General features: G+C 60.9%; 21 protein-coding genes. 15 read left to right on the top strand and 6 right to left on the bottom strand.

Annotated features, from left to right (window positions below):
- Positions 1–12: 12 nt before the first annotated feature.
- The 13 genes from NXC24_RS00565 (at position 13) to NXC24_RS00500 (ending at position 15,431) form a co-directional block, all read left to right on the top strand.
- Positions 13–1,269, top strand: a complete 1,257-nt coding sequence (locus tag NXC24_RS00565; RefSeq protein WP_104821527.1) for a lytic murein transglycosylase — start codon at positions 13–15, stop codon at positions 1,267–1,269.
- A 257-nt stretch (positions 1,270–1,526) separates the two neighbouring features.
- The gene (locus NXC24_RS00560; RefSeq protein ID WP_104821526.1) at positions 1,527–1,796 is read left to right on the top strand and encodes an antibiotic biosynthesis monooxygenase; all 270 of its coding nucleotides are present in this window, start codon (positions 1,527–1,529) and stop codon (positions 1,794–1,796) included.
- A 498-nt stretch (positions 1,797–2,294) separates the two neighbouring features.
- Positions 2,295–2,900 (top strand): ribosome maturation factor RimP, encoded by a 606-nt coding sequence (rimP, locus tag NXC24_RS00550; RefSeq protein ID WP_104821524.1) that lies wholly within the window; start codon positions 2,295–2,297, stop codon positions 2,898–2,900.
- Between the two features lie 61 nt (positions 2,901–2,961).
- Positions 2,962–4,566, top strand: a complete 1,605-nt coding sequence (gene nusA, locus NXC24_RS00545; RefSeq protein ID WP_104821523.1) for a transcription termination factor NusA — start codon at positions 2,962–2,964, stop codon at positions 4,564–4,566.
- Positions 4,563–5,255: an RNA-binding protein gene (locus tag NXC24_RS00540; protein ID WP_104821522.1), complete on the top strand. Its 693-nt coding sequence runs from the start codon at positions 4,563–4,565 to the stop codon at positions 5,253–5,255. Before nusA ends, NXC24_RS00540 begins: the two co-directional genes overlap by 4 nt.
- 101 nt (positions 5,256–5,356) lie before the next feature.
- Positions 5,357–8,098 (top strand): translation initiation factor IF-2, encoded by a 2,742-nt coding sequence (gene infB / locus NXC24_RS00535; RefSeq protein WP_104821521.1) that lies wholly within the window; start codon positions 5,357–5,359, stop codon positions 8,096–8,098.
- Positions 8,099–8,247: 149 nt separating this feature from the next.
- The gene (locus NXC24_RS00530) at positions 8,248–8,856 is read left to right on the top strand and encodes a hypothetical protein (RefSeq protein ID WP_104821520.1); all 609 of its coding nucleotides are present in this window, start codon (positions 8,248–8,250) and stop codon (positions 8,854–8,856) included.
- 68 nt (positions 8,857–8,924) lie between these two features.
- Positions 8,925–9,332, top strand: coding sequence for a 30S ribosome-binding factor RbfA (rbfA, locus tag NXC24_RS00525; protein ID WP_104821519.1), 408 nt, complete (start codon positions 8,925–8,927; stop codon positions 9,330–9,332).
- 12 nt (positions 9,333–9,344) lie between these two features.
- The gene (gene truB / locus NXC24_RS00520; protein ID WP_104821518.1) at positions 9,345–10,277 is read left to right on the top strand and encodes a tRNA pseudouridine(55) synthase TruB; all 933 of its coding nucleotides are present in this window, start codon (positions 9,345–9,347) and stop codon (positions 10,275–10,277) included.
- Positions 10,278–10,368: 91 nt separating this feature from the next.
- Positions 10,369–11,220: an alpha/beta hydrolase gene (locus NXC24_RS00515; RefSeq protein WP_104821517.1), complete on the top strand. Its 852-nt coding sequence runs from the start codon at positions 10,369–10,371 to the stop codon at positions 11,218–11,220.
- 151 nt (positions 11,221–11,371) lie between these two features.
- Entirely contained in the window at positions 11,372–11,641 is a 270-nt protein-coding gene (gene rpsO, locus NXC24_RS00510; protein ID WP_104821516.1) for a 30S ribosomal protein S15, read from the top strand.
- Between the two features lie 324 nt (positions 11,642–11,965).
- On the top strand, positions 11,966–14,104 hold the full coding sequence (gene pnp, locus NXC24_RS00505; RefSeq protein ID WP_104821515.1) for a polyribonucleotide nucleotidyltransferase: 2,139 nt from the start codon (positions 11,966–11,968) through the stop codon (positions 14,102–14,104).
- A 310-nt stretch (positions 14,105–14,414) separates the two neighbouring features.
- Entirely contained in the window at positions 14,415–15,431 is a 1,017-nt protein-coding gene (locus NXC24_RS00500; RefSeq protein WP_104821514.1) for a class I SAM-dependent methyltransferase, read from the top strand.
- A 44-nt stretch (positions 15,432–15,475) separates the two neighbouring features.
- Here NXC24_RS00500 and NXC24_RS00495 read toward each other — a convergent pair whose 3' ends face one another.
- The 5 genes from NXC24_RS00495 to fabA form a co-directional block, all read right to left on the bottom strand.
- Positions 15,476–16,696 (bottom strand): acyltransferase, encoded by a 1,221-nt coding sequence (locus NXC24_RS00495; protein WP_104821513.1) that lies wholly within the window; start codon positions 16,694–16,696, stop codon positions 15,476–15,478.
- A 157-nt stretch (positions 16,697–16,853) separates the two neighbouring features.
- Positions 16,854–17,432, bottom strand: coding sequence for a GNAT family N-acetyltransferase (locus tag NXC24_RS00490; protein WP_245463912.1), 579 nt, complete (start codon positions 17,430–17,432; stop codon positions 16,854–16,856).
- A gap of 78 nt (positions 17,433–17,510) precedes the next feature.
- Complete coding sequence (gene fabI / locus NXC24_RS00485; RefSeq protein ID WP_104821511.1) at positions 17,511–18,317, bottom strand: enoyl-ACP reductase FabI; 807 nt, start codon at positions 18,315–18,317, stop codon at positions 17,511–17,513.
- A gap of 4 nt (positions 18,318–18,321) precedes the next feature.
- Entirely contained in the window at positions 18,322–19,545 is a 1,224-nt protein-coding gene (gene fabB / locus NXC24_RS00480) for a beta-ketoacyl-ACP synthase I (protein WP_104821510.1), read from the bottom strand.
- A gap of 52 nt (positions 19,546–19,597) precedes the next feature.
- A complete protein-coding gene (gene fabA, locus NXC24_RS00475) occupies positions 19,598–20,113 on the bottom strand; it encodes a 3-hydroxyacyl-[acyl-carrier-protein] dehydratase FabA (protein ID WP_028754668.1) in 516 nt (171 codons plus the stop codon).
- A 297-nt stretch (positions 20,114–20,410) separates the two neighbouring features.
- On the opposite strand from fabA, the gene irrA reads away from it, so the two are divergent.
- Positions 20,411–20,830, top strand: coding sequence for an iron response transcriptional regulator IrrA (gene irrA, locus NXC24_RS00470; RefSeq protein WP_104821509.1), 420 nt, complete (start codon positions 20,411–20,413; stop codon positions 20,828–20,830).
- Positions 20,831–20,911: 81 nt separating this feature from the next.
- Here the strand turns inward: irrA and NXC24_RS00465 are convergent, their stop codons facing one another.
- Positions 20,912–21,547 carry a trimeric intracellular cation channel family protein gene (locus NXC24_RS00465; RefSeq protein ID WP_104821508.1) on the bottom strand — a complete coding sequence of 212 codons (636 nt, stop codon included), beginning with the start codon at positions 21,545–21,547 and terminating at the stop codon, positions 20,912–20,914.
- Positions 21,548–21,690: 143 nt separating this feature from the next.
- On the opposite strand from NXC24_RS00465, the gene NXC24_RS00460 reads away from it, so the two are divergent.
- Positions 21,691–22,167, top strand: coding sequence for a hypothetical protein (locus tag NXC24_RS00460; protein WP_104821507.1), 477 nt, complete (start codon positions 21,691–21,693; stop codon positions 22,165–22,167).
- Positions 22,168–22,170: the final 3 nt, after the last annotated feature.

Raw genomic sequence — 22,170 nt, 5'->3', positions numbered from 1 at the left:
GAGAGACAGAGCATGAGGAGAGTGCACCCGGCGCGATATATTCTGCGCACGCTTATCGTCCTTTTTGCTCTTCTCCCCCTCCCCGCCCTCGCCGCCTCCAAAGCCGATGTCGAAGCCCAATTCGAGAGCTGGATCCAACAGAATCTCTGGCCGGAAGCAAAGAAGGACGGCATTTCCGAAAAAACCTTCAAGGCGGCTTTTTCCGGCGTGACGCTGAATTGGGACCTGCCGGATCTCGTCCCGCCGGGCTTCCCAAAGCCCAAGGAACAGCCACAGACGCAGGCGGAATTCTCCTCGCCTGCTCCCTATTTCAACGAGGCGCGGCTGCAGAAACTGGCGACGACCGGACGCAGCTTCGCTTCGCAATATGGCCCGACGCTGAAGAGGATCGAAAAGGTCTATGGCGTGCCCGGTCCGATCGTGCTGGCGATCTGGGGCCGCGAGACCGGCTTCGGAGCGGCGAAACTGCCGAATTCGGCGATCCAGGTGCTGGCGACCAAGGCCTTTATGTCGACGCGCAAGGAAATGTTCCGTACCGAGCTTATCGCAGCACTCGGCATTCTCGAGCATGGCGATGTCACGCCGGATCAGTTCATGGGCTCCTGGGCCGGCGCGCTCGGCCAACCGCAGTTCATGCCGACCAGCTACCTGAAATACGCTGTTGATTTCGACGGCGACGGCCATCGCAACATCTGGACGTCCGTGCCGGATACGCTCGCATCCATAGCCAACTATCTTGTGCAGAAGGGCTGGCAGCGCGGCCGCGGCTGGGGCTATGAAGTGACGATCCCGGAAAACGTGTCCTGCGCGCAGGAAGGGCCGGATCTTGCCAAGCCGATTTCACAATGGAACGCGCTCGGGATCACCAGGATCGCCGGCAAGGCTTTTCCGTCCGATGAGCTGCGCGCCAGCGGCATGATGCTGGTGCCGGCCGGCCGCGACGGACCGGAATTCATCGTCACGCCGAATTTCTACGTCATCAAGGAATACAATAATTCCGACCTCTACGGCCTCTATATCGGCAATCTCGCCGACCGCATTACCTACGGCTCCGGCGCGTTCCAGGGCAAATGGGGCGATGTCGGCAAGATGCTGCGCTCCGACGTCGCCGGCATGCAGATGACCCTGGAGCACAAGGGTTACGACGTCGGCGGCACCGACGGACTGCCGGGCTACAAGACCCGGCGGTCGATCGGCCAATGGCAGGAAAAAAGCGGCCGCAAGCCCACCTGCTATCCCGACAGCTCGATGCTCGGCGTGCTGAAATAAGCGGAATTTGGCGGCAGGTGCGACCTGCGGCAGCTTTTGAGTGCTTTCCGCAAGTGGTGTGGCTTTTCCGCTCTCGTCCCTCGCCGACAGGATTGTAAGAACTTACCTGACCCAGACGCAAGGTCCGCTTTGTCCGCGCTCTCAAGAAATCGCCAGAAGCGCGAGCGGCCAGATATTCCTCAAGCGCGAGAGTCTCTTCGGTGATATGCTGACACGCCAGACGTCCCAACGTGAAAATACAAAAGCGGGAGGATGAGATGACGACGCTGTTTGTAAGGCACGACGTTTCGGACTACGCGGCCTGGCGTAAAGTATACGATGAATTTCGGCCCGTACAGAAGGCAAACGGGGTTACAGCAGAGGCGGTCTTTCAAGCCACCGACAATCCCAACGACGTTACCGTCATCCATGAGTTTGCCACGATTGAAGCAGCTCAAGCCTTCGGTAAACTGGAAGAACTAAGGGCCGCGATGCGCCGGGGAGGCGTGTTGGGCGCACCGACGATTTGGTTCACCAACAAGGCCTGAAAACCGGTTGAGGTGACTTTCGCAGGGCATGGAGAGGCTTGGCTGCGGATCGTTTGAGGCGCCAGCGATGCGGTCGGCCGTGCAGCACTGCACCGTTGCGGGGGAAATGGCGACCAAAGTCAACCTTACCGGCGCGATCGCCAGCTTGGAAATCAAGTGCTGCCGCCCTTTACGCGGCGCGCTAGTGCTATGCGCGTTTACGGTCCACGACGGTTGTGCATCTCGCCTTACTACTGATGGCGCGCACTTGCGGATCATTGCGCCAAAGAATCAAGCCATGGCGTTATACGCTGGGTTCGGAAGGTTTCGCGGTATTTACTGGAGAATTCCGCAAATAACCGCGAAAGCCGGGTTTCGCTGCGAAGACCTTGCAATTTGACGGGAACGGGCTTATATCGGCATCAAATTCTTGATCGTGTGATGAAGAGTGGGCCGCAAGGACCCGCTCTTTTTTATTAGCTCGATCTCCAAATGCATGGACAATGCAGGAGTGAACGCTTGTCGGAAGAGACAAACGCAGACAATGTCAATGAACCGCGGCTGATCGTCGAAACCGGCCTTGACCAGCGCATCGCCGCCATCATCGAGCCCGTGCTCGTCGGCATGGGCTTCCGCCTAGTGCGCGCGCGCCTCCTCAATCAGAACGGCCTGACATTGCAGATCATGACCGAGCGCAACGACGGCACCATGACCGTCGAGGATTGCGAAGAGGTCTCGACGGCGATTTCGCCGGTGCTGGATGTGGAAGATCCGATCGATAAAGCGTATCATCTGGAAGTGTCTTCGCCCGGCATCGACCGCCCGATGGTGCGCAAGTCGGATTTCAGCCGCTGGATCGGCCATCTCATCAAGTGCGAGACCTCGATCCTGGTGGATAACCGCAAGCGGTTCCGTGGCAAGATCGCCGATGTCAGCGCCGATGGTTTTACGATCGAGCGCGACCAGGTTGCTTACGGCGAAGAGCCGAAGGTGACCATTCCGTTCAGCACGCTGGCCGACGCCAAGCTGATCCTGACGGACGATCTCATCCGCGATGCGCTGCGCGCCGACAAGCTGGCGAAAGCCGAGGCTGCGAACCAGAACGAAGCGGACGAAGAAGAATAACCGATCAACGAACCGCTCACGGGACGGGAACCCCAGGGCAGGAAGACGGAGACTAAAGACAATGGCAGTCAGTGCGAACCGGCTAGAACTTCTGCAGATCGCAGATGCAGTGGCGCGCGAAAAGGTCATCGACCGCGAGATCGTGCTTGCCGCAATGGCGGACGCGATTCAGAAGGCCGCGCGTTCGCGTTATGGCACGGAGTCGAACATCCGCGCCGACATCAACCCGAAGACCGGCGAAATCCGCCTGCAGCGCCTGCTCGAAGTCGTCGAAAAGGCCGAGGACTATTCCACGCAGATCCCGCTGGAACTGGCCCGCGACCGCAACCCCGACGCCGCCCTCGGCGACTTCATCGCCGATCCGCTGCCGCCGATGGATTTCGGCCGCATTGCCGCGCAGTCGGCCAAGCAGGTCATCGTGCAGAAGGTGCGCGAAGCCGAGCGTGACCGCCAGTTCGACGAATTCAAGGATCGCGTCGGCGAAATCGTCAACGGCACCGTCAAGCGCGTCGAATACGGCAACGTCATCGTCGACCTCGGCCGCGGCGAAGGCATCATCCGCCGCGACGAAATGATCCCGCGCGAAAACTTCCGCTATGGCGACCGCGTTCGCGCCTATGTCTACGACGTCCGCCGCGAACAGCGCGGCCCACAGATCTTCCTGTCGCGCACGCATCCGCAGTTCATGGTCAAGCTCTTCACCATGGAAGTGCCGGAAATCTACGACGGCATCATCCAGGTGAAGTCGGTTGCCCGCGATCCGGGCTCGCGCGCCAAGATCGCCGTCATTTCGAACGACTCGTCGATCGATCCGGTCGGCGCCTGCGTTGGTATGCGTGGTTCGCGCGTCCAGGCCGTGGTTGGCGAACTGCAGGGCGAAAAGATCGACATCATTCCCTGGTCCAACGAACCGGCCAACTTCGTCGTCAACGCGCTGCAGCCGGCCGAAGTCGCCAAGGTCGTTCTCGATGAGGACGCCGAGCGCATCGAAGTCGTGGTTCCGGACGAGCAGCTTTCGCTCGCCATCGGCCGCCGCGGCCAGAACGTCCGCCTCGCTTCGCAGCTCACCGGCTGGGACATCGACATCATGACGGAAGCCGAGGAATCGGAACGCCGTCAGAAGGAATTCAACGAGCGCACCAACCTGTTCATGGATGCACTCGACGTTGACGAAATGGTCGGCCAGGTTCTGGCTTCGGAAGGCTTTGCCGCCGTCGAGGAACTGGCTTATGTCGATCTCGACGAAATTTCGTCCATCGACGGTTTCGACGAAGAGACCGCCCAGGAAATCCAGGATCGCGCCCGCGAATATCTGGAGCGCCTGGAAGCCGAAATGGACGAGAAGCGCAAGGCGCTCGGCGTTTCCGACGAGCTGCGCCAGATCAACGGCATGACCGCACAGATGATGGTCGCCCTCGGTGAGGACGGCATCAAGACGATCGAGGACTTCGCCGGCTGCGCCGCTGACGATCTCGTCGGCTGGACCGAGCGCAAGAACGGCGAAACGAAGAAGTTCGAAGGCCTGTTCTCCAAGCTCGAAGTGTCGCGCGTCGAAGCCGAGCAGATGGTCGTGCAGGCCCGTCTGCTGGCCGGTTGGATCACGGAAGCCGATCTCGCTGCCGAGGCCGAAGAGGCATCGGAGGACGAGGCCGAGCAGGAAGCATGATAAACGCAGATGGGCCGAAGGCTCCGCCGGAAGACGACGATCTCTCGGGCGACGGCACAAATGGCCGTATGTGCATCGTAACACGCGAAAGCGGATCGCCGGACGAGCTGATCCGCTTCGTGGCCGCTCCGGATGGGACCGTGGTTCCCGATCTGAAGCGGCAACTGCCGGGACGCGGATGCTGGGTCAAACTCGACCGGGCGCTGGTGGACAAGGCAGTGGCGAAGAAAATGTTCTCCCGCGCCCTGAAGGCGGAGGTGACGGCACCGAGCGATCTCGGCGCCACCGTCGACCGCCTTCTTGCGGCGCAACTTGCCGGGATGATGCACATGGCGCGCAAGGCGGGCCAGTTCGTAAGCGGCTCGTCGAAGGTTGATGGCGCCGTTCGCAACGGCTCGGCACGTGCCGTGTTCCATGCGATGGATGCCGCTGCCGACGGCGTTCGCAAGATCGACCAGGCACGCAAGGCCTGGCATCTTGGCATGGAGACTGAAGAAGAAATACCGTCATTCCGTGTCTTCACGGAGGCGGAAATGGAAGAACTGATGGGCCAGAACGCTTTTATCCATGCCGCAGCGCTTGCAGGGCAGGCAGGTGAGGGTGTAGTGAAGCGCGCAAACCTGCTCGAACGGTACCGCAACGGCGGTCAGTCCCGGGCAACGGGCGGCGCTGGCCGGCGAAAACAATGACGCGGTCACCGGCCGATGCCGGACGCCTCATTAAGGTACATGCATTGAACGACAGGGTGTGACGGACGATTCCGTACCCTGTCCGAAGGAACGGGAACGGAATGACCGACAATAAAGACGACAAGACGCTGAGTGTTTCGGGTAAGAAGACCCTCACCCTGAAGCCTTCAGGCGTGAACCAGGGGACCGTGCGCCAGGACATGGGCCGCGGTCGCACCAAGGCGGTCGTGGTCGAGACTCGCAAGCGTCGCCCGCTACGCCCTGAAGATGAAAAGCCAATGATCACCCCGACGACGACAACGGCCGCCGCAACGGCATCCGTGACGCGCGTCGCGGAACCGACACCGCAGCCGCCACGCCCGCCGCAGCCGGCTCCGCGCATTCATCAGCCGGGTGGCCAGCAGCAGCGGCCGCAGCAATCCAACCAGAACAACCAGCAGCGCCCGCAGCAGGATCGTTCGTCGCGTCCGGTGGTTCTGAACCATCTGTCGGCCGGCGAAATGGATGCGCGGCGCCGCGCACTGGCCGAAGCCCAGGCTCGCGATGCCGCCGATGCGGTCCGCCGTGCTGAGGAAGAGGCTCGCCGCCAGCAGGAAGAAGAAGCACGTCGCATCGCCGAACAGGCCGAAGCTGCCCGCCGCGCCGCCGAAGAGGCTGCCCGCGCCGCCGAAGCCAAGGTCGAGGCGCCCGCGCCGGTCGAAGCTAAGGTGGAAGCACCGAAGCCGGCGGTTCAGCCGGCCGCAGCCCCTGTCGTTGCTCGTCGCCCGGATGCGGCTCCCCAGGCTGCGCGCCCCGGCGCTGCTGCCACGGAAACACCGGTCAGCCGCCGCCGGGTCAATGAAGAGGAAGACGATCGCGGCCCGTCGCGTGGCGGCCCGGTACGCGGGAAGCTCGTGCGCCCTGAACCGGCAAAGCCTGTCACCACGCGTCCGAAGACCGACGATGACCGCCGCCGCGGCAAGCTGACGGTGACGACGGCCGATGTCGACGAAGACGGCAATGCCCGTGGCCGCTCGCTTTCGGCCATGCGCCGCCGCCAGGAAAAGTTCCGCCGCAGCCAGATGCAGGAAACGCGCGAGAAGATCTCGCGTGAAGTCGTGCTGCCGGAGACCATCACCATTCAGGAACTGTCGCAGCGCATGTCCGAACGCGCCGTCGACGTCATCAAGTTCCTGATGAAGGAAGGCCAGATGATGAAGCCGGGCGACGTTATCGACGCCGACCTGGCCGAGCTCATCGCCGGCGAATTCGGCCATACGGTCAAGCGCGTCTCGGAATCCGATATCGAACAGGGCATCTTCAATGTTGCCGACGAGGATGGCGAACTGATTTCCCGTCCTCCCGTCGTCACCATCATGGGCCACGTCGACCACGGCAAGACCTCGCTGCTCGACGCCATCCGCCACGCCAACGTGGTGGCCGGCGAAGCCGGTGGCATCACCCAGCATATCGGCGCCTATCAGGTCGAGCAGAACGGTCAGAAGATCACCTTCATCGACACCCCCGGCCACGCCGCCTTCACGGCAATGCGTGCCCGCGGTGCCCAGGCGACCGACATCGCCATCCTGGTGGTGGCAGCCGACGACAGCGTGATGCCGCAGACGATCGAATCGATCAACCACGCCAAAGCGGCGGGTGTTCCGATCATCGTGGCGATCAACAAGATCGACAAGCACGAAGCCAATCCGCAGAAGGTCCGCACGGAACTGCTGCAGCACGAAGTCTTCGTCGAATCCATGGGCGGTGAAGTGCTCGACGTGGAAGTTTCCGCGAAGAACCGCACCAACCTCGACAAGCTGCTGGAAGCCATCCTGCTGCAGGCAGAAATCCTTGATCTCAAGGCCAATCCGAACCGCACGGCGGAAGGCACCGTCATCGAAGCCCAGCTCGACCGTGGCCGCGGCTCCGTCGCCACCGTCCTCGTGCAGAAGGGCACGCTGCGTCCGGGCCAGATCGTCGTTGCCGGCGATCAGTGGGGCCGCGTACGCGCTCTGGTCAACGACAAGGGCGAGCATGTGAAGGAAGCAACGCCGGCAACGCCGGTCGAGGTTCTCGGTCTGTCGGGCACACCGGCGGCAGGCGACAAGTTCGCGGTCGTCGAAAGCGAAAGCCGCGCTCGCGAGATTTCCGAATACCGCCAGCGTCTGGCGCGCGACAAGGCGGCTGCCCGCCAGTCCGGTCAGCGCGGCTCGCTCGAACAGATGATGACCCAGCTCCAGGCTGTTGGCGTGAAGGAATTCCCGCTGGTCATCAAAGGCGACGTGCAGGGCTCGATCGAAGCAATCGCTGGCGCACTCGACAAGCTTGGCACCGACGAAGTTCGTGCCCGGATCGTCCATTCGGGCGCAGGCGGGATCACAGAGTCGGATGTGTCGTTGGCCGAAGCCTCCAATGCGGCGATCATCGGCTTTAACGTCCGCGCCAATGCGCAGGCACGTCAGTTCGCCGAACGTCAGGGTATCGAAATCCGCTACTACAACATCATCTACGATCTCGTCGATGACGTGAAGGCGGCGATGTCGGGCCTCCTGTCTCCGGAACGTCGCGAAACCTTCCTCGGCAATGCCGAGATCCTCGAGGTGTTCAACATCACGAAGGTCGGCAAGGTCGCGGGTTGCCGCGTCACCGAAGGCAAGGTCGAGCGTGGCGTCGGCGTTCGTCTGGTGCGCGACAACGTCGTCATCCACGAAGGCAAGCTCAAGACGCTCAAGCGCTTCAAGGACGAAGTCTCCGAAGTCAATGTCGGCCAGGAATGCGGTATGGCGTTCGAAAACTACGAAGACATTCGCGTTGGCGATACGATTGAATGCTTCCGCGTCGAGCATATTACCCGTACGCTCTAAGCAATCTTCGATTTGCCAGATATCAAAACCGCCGGCCGAAACCGGCGGTTTTTCTTTGAGGGCTAAGTCTTTTGTTTTAAACGACCTCGCAAGTAAAGCCGCTGTGCACCGTGCCTGGAACGAACCAAAGAACAGGAAGAAGCGTCGAGATGACGGCAATGCCTGAAAGCGATGACCGGATCGCTATATCCTTCGTCCGTCAGCCAAGCGATCATGTCGCCGTCATGCAGGAAACTGGACGCCGCTTTACCGCTCGCCGCGCTGTGAGCCGCTACGGCAAATTGGGCTGGGCCCTCTTGTTGGCGATCGGCTGCGGCGCTGGCGTGCCGGCGCTCTTCTATTTCCTGCGCAACGATCTTTTCATTCCTATTTTCGAGCTACCAGCGTCAATCGATACGGGCGACATCGCGTTTATCTGGTTGGTGCCGACCCTGATTCTCTATGTCGTCCTGGTCCCTTATTTCCGCTGGCTGGCAGCTCGACGCCTGGCAGCGATGCAATCGCGCATTCGCCCAAACATCACGATCACCGTAGTCATCACCCCTGAAGGCGCATCATGGAACACGCAGGCCTCATCGATGTGGCTTGCCTGGTCGGAGATCCAAGATATTGGGCGCCGAAACGACCGTATCGAATTCGACCTCGAATCCTTCGTCACCTATATCCCGGTATCCGCTTTTGCCGATCAGGCCGAACAGGACGCCGCTTTCGCAAGGATTCTCGGCTTCTGGCGGGCCGCAAACCCTGTCCAGCCTTGACCTTTGCGCCGGATCGAGTCATTTGACCCGCTTTATCGCGTCCAAGGGACGCTGCTAACGGAACAACCATGACCAGACCAACTTCTTCCGCGCCTTCGCAGCGCATGCTTCGCGTCGGCGAGCAGGTGCGCTCAGCGATCACGCAGGTTCTGCAGCGCGGCGAAGTGCGCGACGACCTGATCGAGCGCACCGTGATCTCCATTTCCGAAGTGCGGATGTCGCCGGATCTGAAGATCGCCACCGCCTTCGTGACCCCGCTCGGCGTCTCCGACCACGGCGCCGTCATCGAGGCGCTGAACCGCCACGCGAAATATATCCGCGGCCGTCTCGGCCCGCAGCTTCGCCAGATGAAGTACATGCCGGAAGTCCGCTTCCGCGATGATACGAGCTTCGACAATTACAAGAAGATCGACGAACTGCTGCGCTCGCCCGAGGTCAGCCGCGATCTCGAAGACGATAACGATCAAGATCAATAACAGAGACAGCGAATGTCCAAACCACGCAAACCCAAAGGCCGTCCGATTTCCGGCTGGCTCATCCTCGACAAGCCGGTGGACTTCGGCTCGACAGAGGCCGTTTCGAAGATCAAGTGGCTGTTCAAGGCGCAGAAGGCGGGCCATGCCGGCACGCTCGATCCGCTCGCCTCCGGCATGCTGCCGATCGCGCTTGGCGACGCCACCAAGACCGTTCCCTACGTCATGGACGGCCGCAAGATCTATGAATTCACCGTCACCTGGGGCGAGGAACGCGCCACGGACGACCTCGAAGGCGAAGTGACCGAGACTTCGGACAAGCGTCCGAGCGAAGAGAATATTCGCGCGCTGCTGCCGAAATATACGGGCGTCATCCACCAGATCCCGCCGCAGTTTTCGGCGATCAAGATCGCCGGCGAGCGCGCCTATGATCTGGCCCGCGATGGCGAAACGGTCGAGATTCCGTCACGCGAGGTGGAAATTTTCCGTCTGACGCTGCTCGCCTGCCCCGATGCCAACACGGCGCATTTCGAAGTGGAATGCGGCAAGGGTACTTACGTTCGGGCCCTCGCGCGCGATTTCGGCCGCGATCTAGGCTGCTATGGCCATATTTCCGGCCTGCGCCGCAGCTTCGTCGCGCCCTTCGCCGAAGAGACGATGGTGCCGCTCGCTAATCTCGTCGCGCTCGAGGCAATCGAGGATGCGGACGAACGGCTCGCCGCTCTCGATGCTCTGTTGATCGATACGGCGGAAGCGCTGTCGGCACTGCCGCATCTCGTCATCAACGACGACCAGGCGCATCGCCTGAAGATGGGCAATCCCATTCTCGTGCGTGGGCGCGATGCGCCGGTGGCCGAGAGCGAGGCCTATGCGACGGCGCGCGGCAAGCTGATCGCCATCGGCGAGATCGGACAGGGCGAATTCCGGCCGAAGCGCGTGTTCGGCTGACGTTCGGCCAGCCGAAAGATACAGCTATTGCGGGTAATTGGCGATGCGATATGCTCCCCGACGGGCCATAACGGCCCTCAGGGGAGAGAACATGCGCAGAATTACCATCGGAATACTGGCAGTCCTTTCGTTGTTCCTCACAGCAGCGAGCGCGAATTCCGCCGAGCGCTGGGCCGGGCTGCCGGCTTTTCCGCCAATGCCGCAGCCGAAGACGAGCGGCATGGCCGATGTCAATGACATCAAGATGTATTATGCCGAATACGGTGCGGGCGACCCAATCCTCTTCATCCATGGCGGACTTGGGAACGCCGACGTCTGGGGCCATCAGGTTGCCGATTTCGCGAGGGATCATCTGGTCATCGTTGCCGACAGCCGCGGGCATGGCCGCTCAACGCGCAGCCAGCAGCCCTTCGGCTACGACCTGATGACCTCGGACTACGCCGCGCTGCTCGACTATCTGAAGATTGGCAAGGTGACGCTGGTCGGATGGTCGGATGGCGGCATCATCGGCATCGACATGGCGATGAAATACCCCGACAAGCTGACACGCGTGATCGCTCAGGCGGCAAATGTCACCACCGACGGCGTAAAGCCTGACGTCATGAGCAACAAGACGTTCAACGAATACATCAATGTCGCCGGCGAGTATTACAAGAAACTGTCACCGACGCCGAACGAATACGATGCCTTTGTCAAGCAACTCTCGCAGATGTGGGCCACGCAACCGACATGGACGGCCGCCGACCTTGGAAAGATCACGGTGCCGGTCACGCTTGCCATCGGCGACCATGACGAGGCGGTCAAGCTAGACCATACGCAGATGATGGCGAAGGAGATTCCGGGAGCGAAGCTCGTCATCCTGAAAGACGTCAGCCATTTCGCCATGCTGCAGGATCCCAAGGGTTACGATGCGCTGATCCGGAATGCCATGGCGGGGCGCTGAAAAGCGCCTCAGGGAGAACCCTCTTTCCATTGTCGCTCATTTGGTTTATAGGCAGCGCCAGCATCGGGCCTGCCCGATTGCATTCGCGGCCAATGCTGGACGACATCCCGGCGTTTGGCGACATATTTCCTCTCATAGAAAGGACCATCCGATGTCGATTACTGCTGAGCGCAAGGCTGCGCTGATCAAGGAATACGCTACCGCCGAAGGCGACACCGGTTCTCCGGAAGTCCAGGTTGCGATCCTGACCGAGCGCATCAACAACCTCACCAACCACTTCAAGGACCACAAGAAGGATAATCACTCCCGCCGTGGCCTCCTGACGATGGTTTCCAGCCGGCGCTCGCTTCTTGACTATCTCAAGAAGAAGGACGAAGGCCGTTATACCAAGCTGATCTCCAGCCTCGGTATCCGTCGCTAATCGAATTTTCCGGCGGGCGTTCGCGTGAACGTCCGCCGGATGCTTATGAAGGGTTTGAAACCCATCAAACGTGTTCCGTCGCGCTTCCGTTTGCGCGATGTGAGACAGCCGGCAGGCCGGATGGGCCGGTTCTGCCAACACCAACCGTTGACCTGTCATGGGGCAGGATTGCCGGATGCTTTCAGCCGAAGCTTCATGCTTCGGCCGATCTTCGAAAGCCTCTCGTTGTCTTGCCCGTGATGCGTCACATTTCGTGCGGTTGAAGATGCGCCTTGCCAATCGATGGACGACAGCGCCTTTTCCCGCACTACGCAAGGACAAGATATGTTCGATATCCATACCGTCGAAATCGAGTGGGCCGGCCGCCCGCTGAAGCTCGAGACCGGCAAGATCGCCCGCCAGGCCGATGGCGCCGTCATCGCCACCTACGGCGAGACCGTCGTTCTCGCCACCGTCGTTTCCGCCAAGTCGCCGAAGCCGGGCCAGGATTTCTTCCCGCTCACCGTCAACTACCAGGAAAAGACCTATGCAGCCGGCAAGATCCCCGGCGGCTATTTCAAGCGCGAAGGACGCCCGAGCGAAAACGAAACCCTCGTTTCCCGCCTGATCGACCGTCCGATCCGCCCGCTCTTCCCGGAAGGCTACAAGAACGACACCCAGGTTGTCGTCACCGTCATCCAGCATGACCTCGAAAACAACCCAGATATCCTGTCGATGGTTGCCACCTCGGCAGCGCTGACGCTCTCCGGCGTTCCGTTCATGGGCCCGATCGGCGGCGCCCGCGTCGGCTACATCAACGGCGAATACGTGCTCAACCCGCATCTCGACGAGATGGAGGAATCGAGCCTCGATCTCGTCGTCGCCGGCACGCAGGAAGCCGTTCTGATGGTCGAGTCCGAAGCCAAGGAACTGCCGGAAGACGTCATGCTCGGCGCCGTCATGTTCGGTCATCGCGGCTTCCAGCCGGTGATCGACGCGATCATCAAGCTCGCCGAAGTTGCCGCCAAGGAACCCCGCGATTTCACGCCGGACGATTTCTCCGCGCTCGAAACCGAAATGCTGGGCCTTGCCGAAGCCGAACTGCGCGAAGCCTACAAGATCACTCAGAAGGCCGATCGTTACGCCGCCGTCGACGCCGTCAAGGCCAAGGTGAAGGCACACTTCCTTCCCGAGGAAGGCGAAGCCAAGTACACGGCTGAAGAAGTCGGCGCCATCTTCAAGCATCTGCAGGCGAAGATCGTTCGCTGGAACATCCTCGACACGTCCAGCCGCATCGACGGCCGCGACTTGCAGACGGTCCGCCCGATCCTCGCTGAAGTCGGCCTGCTGCCGCGCACGCACGGCTCGGCCCTCTTCACCCGCGGTGAAACGCAGGCGATCGTCGTTGCCACGCTCGGCACCGGCGAAGACGAGCAGTATGTCGACAGCCTGACCGGCATGTACAAAGAAAACTTCATGCTGCACTACAACTTCCCGCCCTACTCGGTCGGCGAAACCGGCCGCATGGGTTCTCCGGGCCGCCGCGAAATCGGCCATGGCAAGCTCGCCTGGCGCGCTGTCCATCCGATGCTGCCGACGGCAGAGCAGTTCCCCTACACGCTGCGCGTCGTTTCCGAAATCACCGAATCCAACGGTTCCTCCTCGATGGCGACCGTTTGCGGCACCTCGCTGGCGCTGATGGATGCCGGCGTACCGCTGGCAAAGCCGGTCGCCGGTATTGCCATGGGCTTGATCAAGGAAGAAGAGCGTTTCGCCGTCCTTTCCGACATCCTCGGTGACGAAGACCACCTCGGCGACATGGACTTCAAGGTCGCCGGCACGGAAGCCGGCATCACCGCGCTGCAAATGGACATCAAGATCGAAGGCATCACCGAAGAGATCATGAATGTCGCCCTGAACCAGGCGAAGAGCGGCCGTTTGCACATCCTCGGCGAAATGTCCAAGGCCATCTCCGAAAGCCGCGGCCAGCTCGGCGAATTCGCACCGCGCATCGAAGTCATGAACATCCCGGTCGACAAGATCCGCGAAGTCATCGGCTCCGGCGGCAAGGTCATCCGCGAAATCGTCGAAAAGACCGGCGCGAAGATCAACATCGAAGACGACGGCACCGTCAAGATCGCCTCGTCCTCCGGCAAGGAAATCGAAGCGGCCCGCAAGTGGATCCACTCGATCGTCGCTGAACCGGAAGTCGGCCAGATCTACGAAGGTACTGTTGTCAAGACCGCCGACTTCGGCGCTTTCGTCAACTTCTTCGGCGCCCGCGACGGCCTCGTCCACATCTCGCAGCTCGCTTCCGAGCGCGTTGCCAAGACGACCGATGTCGTCAAGGAAGGCGACAAGGTCTGGGTCAAGCTGCTCGGCTTCGACGAGCGCGGCAAAGTCCGCCTGTCCATGAAGGTTGTCGACCAGGCGACCGGCCAGGAAATCGCTGCTGAAAAGAAGAAGGACGACGCGGCCGAATAAGCCCCGCCTTCACTCATGTTCCGGGGCGCGGGATCTTTTCCGCGCCCTTTTTATATTGAATGCCGCCGGCCGCCCTTGCTGATACTGAGTGCCCGGCCCCTCACCCTAGCCCTCTCCCCGCACGCGGGGAGAGGGGATAGCGACTGTGCTCGACGACTACCCTCCCACCAAACCGAGGCATCTAGTCTTGCGCTGTCGTCTCCTCTCCCCGTCCCAACGGGGAGAGGGCTAGGGTGAGGGGCAAGCATGAGGTCGAGAACTGCGCGCATATCCGACAGACGAAACCCACTCCCATGACGAGACCATGCCCATGAGCCGCGATGCCCTGAAGACCCTGTTCCATCCCTTTGCCTCCGGCACTGTCGACGCGCCCGGCGAGGGTAAGCGGATCCTGTTTCTCGGCGCCGAGGCCGGCTTTTCGCTGCCCGACGGCTTTGCCGCCGAGCTTTCCGCCGTACAAGGTTTCCGTCCCTTTTATCGCCAGCTTCAGGCGCAGCGCGTCAATGTGACGCCGCAGATCGAGGACGAGGATTATGATGGCGCGCTGGTGCTCTGCACCAAGCACAAGGGCGAGAACGAAGCCCATATCGCCGAAGCGCTGAAACGCGTGAAGGCGGGCGGGCTGATCGTCGTCGCCGGTGGCAAGGAAGACGGCATTCAGCCGCTGCGCAAGCGCATCGAAGGTTTTGGCCTGGATGTCGAGCACATGCCGAAATATCATGGCGTGGCGTTCTGGTTTACGCGGCCGGCAGACACCGCTGCTCTGACAGCGCAATTGGCAAAGCCCGCCACACGCATCGAAGGCCGGTTCACCACCGCTGCCGGCATGTTCTCGCATGATCGCATCGACGCCGGCTCCGAATTGCTGGCATCGCGCCTGCCGACCGATTTTTCCGGCGACGCCGCCGATTTCGGCGCCGGCTGGGGCTATCTCTCGGTGGAACTGGCGACCAGATCGCCGCGGATCGCGCGCCTGGACCTCTACGAGGCCCACTACGCAGCGCTGGAGGCCGCCCGCGCCAATCTCCTGGAAAACTGCCCGAAGGTCGCCCAGCGCTTCTTCTGGCACGATCTGGCAAGCGAGCCGGTCAAGGACAAATACGATCTGGTGATCATGAACCCGCCCTTTCACGAGGGCCATGCTGCCGAGCCTTCGCTCGGCCAGGCGATGATCAAGGCGGCATCCTCGGCACTGCGCGGCGGCGGCCGCCTGATGCTGGTCGCCAATCGCGGCCTGCCCTACGAGCCGGTGCTGGCGGAGAATTTCCGCGAGCATGGCGAGACCTGCCGCAATGCTCGCTTCAAGGTGCTGTGGGCGAAGAAGTAAACGACAAAGGCGGCCAATCGGCCGCCTTTTTATATGCGAAGGATTTAGCCGGTTCGGCTCGAGCGGGGCATCAGGTGATCGCGCAGGGTCAGGAAGTTTCTTTCGACGAGAAACCAGAGCGTCGCCGCCACGATGAAACAGGTGGCGAAATAGATGACGAAGCCCGAGAGCCCCTGAAGATTGTCCTTGCCGAACGCCATCTGGTCGAGATGGTAGACGCCCTTATGGGTCAGATAGAGGCTGTAGGAGAGCGTGGCGATACCCGATATGGCCGGAAGATGCCAGCGCGCGATCCTGGGCTGCAGGTCCAGCAGTGCGCCGAGAATGAACGCCACTCCCGCCGAGAAAAGCGGAAAGCCGACGACCGCGCCTGGAAGAGGCTGAAGTACAAGCGGCAAATTGGTTTCAGCAAACGGCCCGCGGACGGAAAAGATCACGAGAGCCACTATCACGAACAGGCTGCCTATACCGAGCGCGATGTATGGCGGCATATATCTTTCCCAAAGCAGCGGCTTGAACAGCCGGATTGCTGCGAGAACGACGCCAAAGGTCAGTCCGTCCAATCGATTGTAAGTCGGATAATAGACATCCCTGAGATAGACGGCCAGCGCCGCCCTGTAGGCCTGCATTTCAGCAGCCGGGCCGACGTCACTCTGCCAAAGTGCAAACCTCAGACCCATGCCGGCCATCAAAATTGTCGCAATCAGAAAAGCAACGAAAACCACCGTCGCGCGCCGCTTCAGCAAGATGATGAGAACCGGCAGGGCGAGATAGAAATGCTCCTCGACGCTCAGCGACCAAGCCTCGGTGAACGCCCCACCATATCGGGGATCAAGCCCGAAATTGACGGTAAAGGTCGCAAAGCGCCAGGCCGGTTGCATAGTCGGCGCGTCACGCAGAATGGGGAAGACGGTGTAGATGGCCAATACCATGAAGAATGCCGGCAGGATCCGGAATGCACGCCGCAGATAGAAGGATTTCAGGTGCACACGACCATCGCGCACGACTTCGGTCAGTAGCTGAGTGCCGATGAGATAGCCGCTGAGCACGAAGAATATGTCGACGCCAATCCAGCCATAGGGCCTGATCCCGGCGAGCGGCAGTGGCGTCGCTTCCGCCGGCAGATGCACGAGCATGACAAGCAGGATGGCAAGCGCACGCAATATATCCGGCCCCAATGCCCTTGCGGTGGCGGCGGCTTCGAGCGATGCCCTCTCGTCCAATGGATCGAGCGGCTTGGAACTGGCAACAGTTATGGTGTTCACGGCTGGGGTTCCCGTAAATGGCTAGTGAATACCGATGGACATGCAGGAAATACTGTTGAATGCCTGCCTTGTATCGGAATTCCGGCCAGCCGTAACGGGCCATCCCCGGCAAGATAGAATTAACCTAAAATTTTCGTAAAATCTTATCGAATGGAGATTAACGCGCCTGATTCGGCGCTCTTAAGGCCCATTCGCGGCGGAGAACCGCATAAATATATTCGTCACCCCAGGCGCCGTTGAAGCGATCGTTTTCGATCAGATGCGCCTCGCGCCGCAGGCCGAGCCGTTCGACAACGCCGTCGGAGCCGGTATTTTTCGTGTCCAGCCGTGCAAAAATTCGGTGGAAGCCGAATCTATCGAAGCCGAGCGTGATGATGGCCCGCACCGCCTCGGTCGCATATCCTTTGCCGGCATAGGCCGGATTGAAGATATAGCCGACCTCGGCCTGAAGGGCGGCTTTGCTGGCAAGCTTAAGGCTGACCTGGCCCAGCAGGGCATCATCCTCGCTTCTCATGACGGCACAGCGCAGGATATCGCCATCTTCCGACAGGCGCGTGTTAAGGCTGGCGTCGAAACGCTCCCGCATCTCCTGCGCGGATGGCGGGTCGCTGTAGAGGAAGCGGTAGATGGCTGGCTGGGAACGATAGGCGCTGTAAGCCTCGAAATCCTCCGGCACGAAGCTGCGGAGAATGAGACGTTCGGTGGATGCGAGGGGTTCAGCCTTGTTGAACGTCATTGCGGATCCCGGTGACAACATTCCCGAGAAACCTATCCCCCACAGCCGATGGCGGCGGGGGACAATTCCGAGCGGAAATTATTCGGCGTCCGCGCTCGACAGCGTTTCCAGCGTCGGCATCGAGGTGATGTTGTAGCCGGCATCGACAAAATGAATTTCGCCGGTGACGCCCGCCGAAAGCTCGGAAAGCAGGTAAAGCGACGAGGAGCCGACATTGTCGATGGTGACCGACTTGCGCAGCGGCGCGTTGCGCTGGTTCCACGAGAGAATGGCGCGAGCGTCGGAAATGCCGGCGCCGGCGAGCGTGCGGATCGGGCCGGCCGAGATAGCGTTGACGCGGATGCCGCGCGGGCCGTAGTCGGCGGCGAGATAGCGCACGGAGGCTTCCAGAGCCGCCTTGGCGACGCCCATGACGTTATAGTTCGGGATAACCCGCGTCGAGCCATTATAGGTCAAAGTCAACATGCTGCCGCCTTCGACCATCAGGTCGGCGGCGCGCTTGGCGATCTCGGTGAAGGAGAAGCAGGAGATCACCATGGTGCGCGTGAAATTATCACGCGTGGTATTGGCATAGAGCCCCTTCAGCTCGTTCTTGTCGGAAAAGCCGATGGCGTGGACGATGAAATCCAGCCTGCCCCAGCGCTCCTTGATCTCCTCGAAAACGGAATCGACGGAGGCGATATCCTCGACATCGCAAGGCAGAAGGAAATCGGAGCCGACTTCGGCGGCGAGCGGCTTGACGCGCTTGCCGAGCGCCTCGCCCTGGAACGTAAAGGCAAGGCTCGCGCCTTCGGCCGCAAGAGCCTTCGAAATACCCCAGGCAATGGAATGATTGTTTGCGACGCCCATGATGAGGCCGCGCTTACCCTGCATGATTCCCGTCATTGCTTTATCCGTTATAGCGCTGGAATACGAGCGTGGCGTTGGTGCCACCGAAGCCGAAGGAATTGGAAAGAGCCGTGTCGATCTTGGCATTGTCGATGCGCTTGCGCACGATCGGCACACCTTCGAATTCCGGGTCGAGTTCGGTGATATGAGCGCTTTCGCCGATGAAGCGCTCCTGCATCATCAGGATCGAATAGATCGATTCCTGCACGCCAGCTGCACCGAGCGAATGGCCCGTCAGCGATTTGGTCGACTGGATCGGCGGGATGTTGCTGCCGAAAACCTCGCGGATGGCGCCGATTTCCTTGCTGTCGCCGACTGGCGTCGAGGTGCCGTGGGTGTTGATGTAATCGATGTCGCCCTTTACGGTCGCAAGTGCCTGACGCATGCAGCGCACAGCCCCCTCGCCCGATGGAGCGACCATGTCGTAACCATCAGAGGTGGCGCCATAGCCGACGATTTCCGCATAGATCTTAGCGCCGCGCGCCTTGGCATGTTCCAGCTCTTCCAGGACCAGCACGCCGGCACCGCCGGCGATGACGAAGCCGTCACGCTTGGCATCATAGGCGCGCGAGGCGGTTTCCGGGTGATTCTCGTTGAAGTCAGAGGACATGGCGCCCATGGCGTCGAAGAGGTTCGACATGGTCCAGTCGAGATCCTCGTGGCCGCCGGCGAACATGACGTCCTGCTTGCCCCATTGGATCATCTCGGCGGCATTGCCGATGCAGTGCGCCGAGGTCGAGCAGGCAGACGAGATGGAATAGTTGACACCGTGGATCTTGAACCAGGTGGCGAGCGTTGCCGAGGCGGTCGACGACATCGACTTCGGAACGGCGAAGGGGCCGATGCGCTTCGGGCTGTTGTTCTTGCGGGTGATATCGGCGGCTTCGATCAGCGTGCGGGTGGACGGGCCGCCCGAGCCCATGATGATGCCGGTGCGCTCATTGCTGATGTCGCTTTCTTCGAGGCCGCTGTCGGCAATCGCCTGCTTCATCGCGACATGATTCCACGCGCCGCCCTGCGACAGGAAGCGCATGGCGCGGCGGTCGACCAGATCCGTCGTGTCGATCTTCGGCGAACCCCAGACCTGGCACTTGAAACCGTGTTCGGCGAAATCGGAGGAAAAAGAAATGCCCGACTTGGCTTCGCGCAGCGAGGCGGTGACTTCCTGCGCATCGTTTCCAATCGAAGAGACAATACCCAGACCCGTAACTACTACCCGTCTCATGTCGATGACCTTTTCTAAAAGCTCTGTCTTTGTGGGGCGGCGGTGCCGCAGCTCAGGCAGTCTTGTCTTTTGACAGGCCTACACGCAGGTCTGTCGCCTGATAAATGACTTCGCCATCCGCTTTCAGCCAGCCATCGGCGGTGCCGAGAACGAGGCGGCCGCGCATGACGCGCTTGAAGTCGATGCCGTATTCGAGAAGCTTGGTATCCGGACGAACCATGCCCTTGAACTTCACTTCGCCGGTGGAAAGCGCCATGCCGCGGCCGGGCTCGCCGAGCCAGCCGAGGAAGAAGCCGGTGAGCTGCCACATGCCGTCCAGGCCGAGGCAGCCCGGCATGATCGGATTGCCGGCAAAATGGCAAGGGAAGTACCAGTCGTCGGGACGCACGTCGTATTCGGCGCGGATATAGCCCTTGTCGAAGGCGCCACCGGTTTCGGAAATATCTGTAATGCGATGGACCATCAGCATCGGCGGCAGGGGAAGCTGCGCATTGCCCGGGCCGAACAGTTCGCCGCGGCCGCAGGCCAGGATTTCCTCATAGTTGAAGCTGGATTGTCTCGTCGTCATAAAGTTCCGTTTCCCCCGGTGAATGCCGATTGATGTGAAGCTTTAGTGTAAGATCGACAGAAAATGAAGCGCAAGCATGACGCTCGCATTCCACCGTTCGATCGAACACACTTCACTGTTATGTGGTGGTCGCATACAGGAAGGCCAGGGCTGCGGCCAGAGGCAAATGCGTCAAAAACCCTATTTTTACGGCTTTTGACCGCCTTCCCACCCTATTGAAACTATTGAAAGCAATTCGTGCAAAAGTTATATGGCTTAGTAAAGATTTATAGAGATCAGGAATCCGGAGTTCCCTGAATGGCGGAAGAGGCCGAAATCGCGATCGAAACCAGGCTGCGCAGCGCAGGCCTGAGACCGACCCGGCAACGCGTCGCCCTTGGCGACCTTCTCTTCGCCAAGGGCGACCGTCACTTAACCGTCGAGGAACTGCACGAAGAGGCGGTCACCGCCGGTGTGCCGGTTTCGCTCGCCACCGTCTACAACACGCTGCATCAGTTCACCGAGGCCGGCCTGATCCGCGTTCTCGCCGTCGAAAGCACCAAGACCTATTTCGACACCAACGTGTCCGACCATCACCACTTCTTCATCGAAGGCCAGAACGAAGTTCTGGATATTCCGATCAGCAATCTGACGATCGGCAACCTGCCGGAACCGCCAAGGGGCATGGAAATCGCCCATGTCGACGTCGTCATCCGCCTGCGCCGCAAGCAGCGGTAAGGCTAGGCAATAGGCAATAAGCAATAGAATTGCCTTCGAGCCATTCACTATTGCCTACCGCCTAATTCCTGCTGCCTCCGATTACATCACATCGTCGGGATGCCGGCCGGGCTTATGATGGTAGGTCGGGAAGGTCCAGCCAAACCAGAGCGCACCACCGCGCACCGCGAAGGCTGCGGCGATGCCGAGTGCCGCCGAGGCATAGAGCGGCATCGTGGTGGCATTGGCAGCGGTGAAGGCGCCTGCCCCCACCAGCGCCGCGGTCACGTAGATTTCCGGCCGCAGCAGCACCGAGGGCTCATTTGCCAAGAGATCGCGCAGGATGCCTCCGAAGGTCGCCGTCAGCGCGCCGGTGACGATGGCAACCGTCGGCGAGCCGGTCGCCGCCATGCCCTTGGCCGCGCCCATGACGCAATAGGCGGACAGGCCGACCGCATCGAGCCAGATCAGCAGCCGATAGCGCGATTCGAACAGATGTGCCGTGAAGAAGACCAGCACGCCGACGATGGCGCAAATGATGATATAGGTCGGGTTCGACACCCAGAAGACCGGCACCCGGCCGAGGACGATATCCCTGAGGGTGCCGCCGCCGATACCGGTGACCGCCGCAAAAAACAGGAAACCGATCGGATCGAGCTGCTTGCGCGAGGCAGCGAGCGCGCCGGTCGCGGCAAAGAGGGCGACGCCGGCATAGTCGAGAAACGAAAGAAGCGACATTTAAGGCTCCAGGAGAGTGCCGGCGCGATTTTCGGCAAAGTGAATCACGGCGGCAAGGGCCACGCAAGCAGGCAGGCGTAAAGATATCCGAGCGGCCACGGCACCCCCTGCGGCCGGCCCTGCGCATTCAAGAGGAAATCCCGGTGAAATCCCTGCTGATCGTGATCCTGAATCTCATCGCGCTCGTGATCATGCCCGTCGTGGCGCAAGCGCAGCAATCGCTGGTGCAAGATCCGGTGGCCTTCGAGAAGGAACATTTCACCAAGCGCTGCGAGGGACAGGCAAGCTTCGGTGACGGCTTCGCCACGGAGCGGGATATCAACAACGACTCGCTGACCGACCTTGTCGTCAACGAGGGCGAGATCACCTGCAAAGGGGAAAAGGGGCCCGACTGCACCGACGAGGGCTGCCCCTACAACTTCTATATCCATGTCGCCGAAGGCGGCTATATTCTCGTCGCCACGGCACGGATCTACGGCTACGATTTCATCCAGCGCTTCGGCAACATGGTGCTGGTCATGAAGATGCACCCGCGCTTCTGCGACCGCACCGAGGGCGATCCTTGTGAAATCACCGTCCGCGTTCGCGGCGTCAAATTCGTCACCGTCGCAAAAAAGTAGCTG

Origin of the sequence: Rhizobium sp. NXC24 (assembly GCF_002944315.1) — a bacterium.
Lineage (GTDB): Bacteria > Pseudomonadota > Alphaproteobacteria > Rhizobiales > Rhizobiaceae > Rhizobium.
Note: the sequence above shows the minus strand (reverse complement) of the source record. Positions and strands in the feature narration are given on the sequence as shown.

Excerpts from the sequence above, each read along its gene's own strand:
- fabA (WP_028754668.1), bottom strand. The coding sequence starts at position 20,113 with ATGACGACGAGACAATCCAGCTTCAACTATGAGGAAATCCTGGCCTGC.
- NXC24_RS00530 (WP_104821520.1), top strand. The coding sequence starts at position 8,248 with ATGACGGCAATGCCTGAAAGCGATGACCGGATCGCTATATCCTTCGTC.
- NXC24_RS00465 (WP_104821508.1), bottom strand. The coding sequence starts at position 21,547 with ATGTCGCTTCTTTCGTTTCTCGACTATGCCGGCGTCGCCCTCTTTGCC.
- truB (WP_104821518.1), top strand. The coding sequence starts at position 9,345 with ATGTCCAAACCACGCAAACCCAAAGGCCGTCCGATTTCCGGCTGGCTC.
- nusA (WP_104821523.1), top strand. The coding sequence starts at position 2,962 with ATGGCAGTCAGTGCGAACCGGCTAGAACTTCTGCAGATCGCAGATGCA.
- NXC24_RS00560 (WP_104821526.1), top strand. The coding sequence starts at position 1,527 with ATGACGACGCTGTTTGTAAGGCACGACGTTTCGGACTACGCGGCCTGG.
- fabI (WP_104821511.1), bottom strand. The coding sequence starts at position 18,317 with ATGACGGGAATCATGCAGGGTAAGCGCGGCCTCATCATGGGCGTCGCA.
- NXC24_RS00515 (WP_104821517.1), top strand. The coding sequence starts at position 10,369 with ATGCGCAGAATTACCATCGGAATACTGGCAGTCCTTTCGTTGTTCCTC.
- fabB (WP_104821510.1), bottom strand. The coding sequence starts at position 19,545 with ATGAGACGGGTAGTAGTTACGGGTCTGGGTATTGTCTCTTCGATTGGA.
- NXC24_RS00540 (WP_104821522.1), top strand. The coding sequence starts at position 4,563 with ATGATAAACGCAGATGGGCCGAAGGCTCCGCCGGAAGACGACGATCTC.
- rbfA (WP_104821519.1), top strand. The coding sequence starts at position 8,925 with ATGACCAGACCAACTTCTTCCGCGCCTTCGCAGCGCATGCTTCGCGTC.
- NXC24_RS00500 (WP_104821514.1), top strand. The coding sequence starts at position 14,415 with ATGAGCCGCGATGCCCTGAAGACCCTGTTCCATCCCTTTGCCTCCGGC.
- infB (WP_104821521.1), top strand. The coding sequence starts at position 5,357 with ATGACCGACAATAAAGACGACAAGACGCTGAGTGTTTCGGGTAAGAAG.
- pnp (WP_104821515.1), top strand. The coding sequence starts at position 11,966 with ATGTTCGATATCCATACCGTCGAAATCGAGTGGGCCGGCCGCCCGCTG.
- irrA (WP_104821509.1), top strand. The coding sequence starts at position 20,411 with ATGGCGGAAGAGGCCGAAATCGCGATCGAAACCAGGCTGCGCAGCGCA.
- NXC24_RS00490 (WP_245463912.1), bottom strand. The coding sequence starts at position 17,432 with ATGACGTTCAACAAGGCTGAACCCCTCGCATCCACCGAACGTCTCATT.
- NXC24_RS00565 (WP_104821527.1), top strand. The coding sequence starts at position 13 with ATGAGGAGAGTGCACCCGGCGCGATATATTCTGCGCACGCTTATCGTC.
- rpsO (WP_104821516.1), top strand. The coding sequence starts at position 11,372 with ATGTCGATTACTGCTGAGCGCAAGGCTGCGCTGATCAAGGAATACGCT.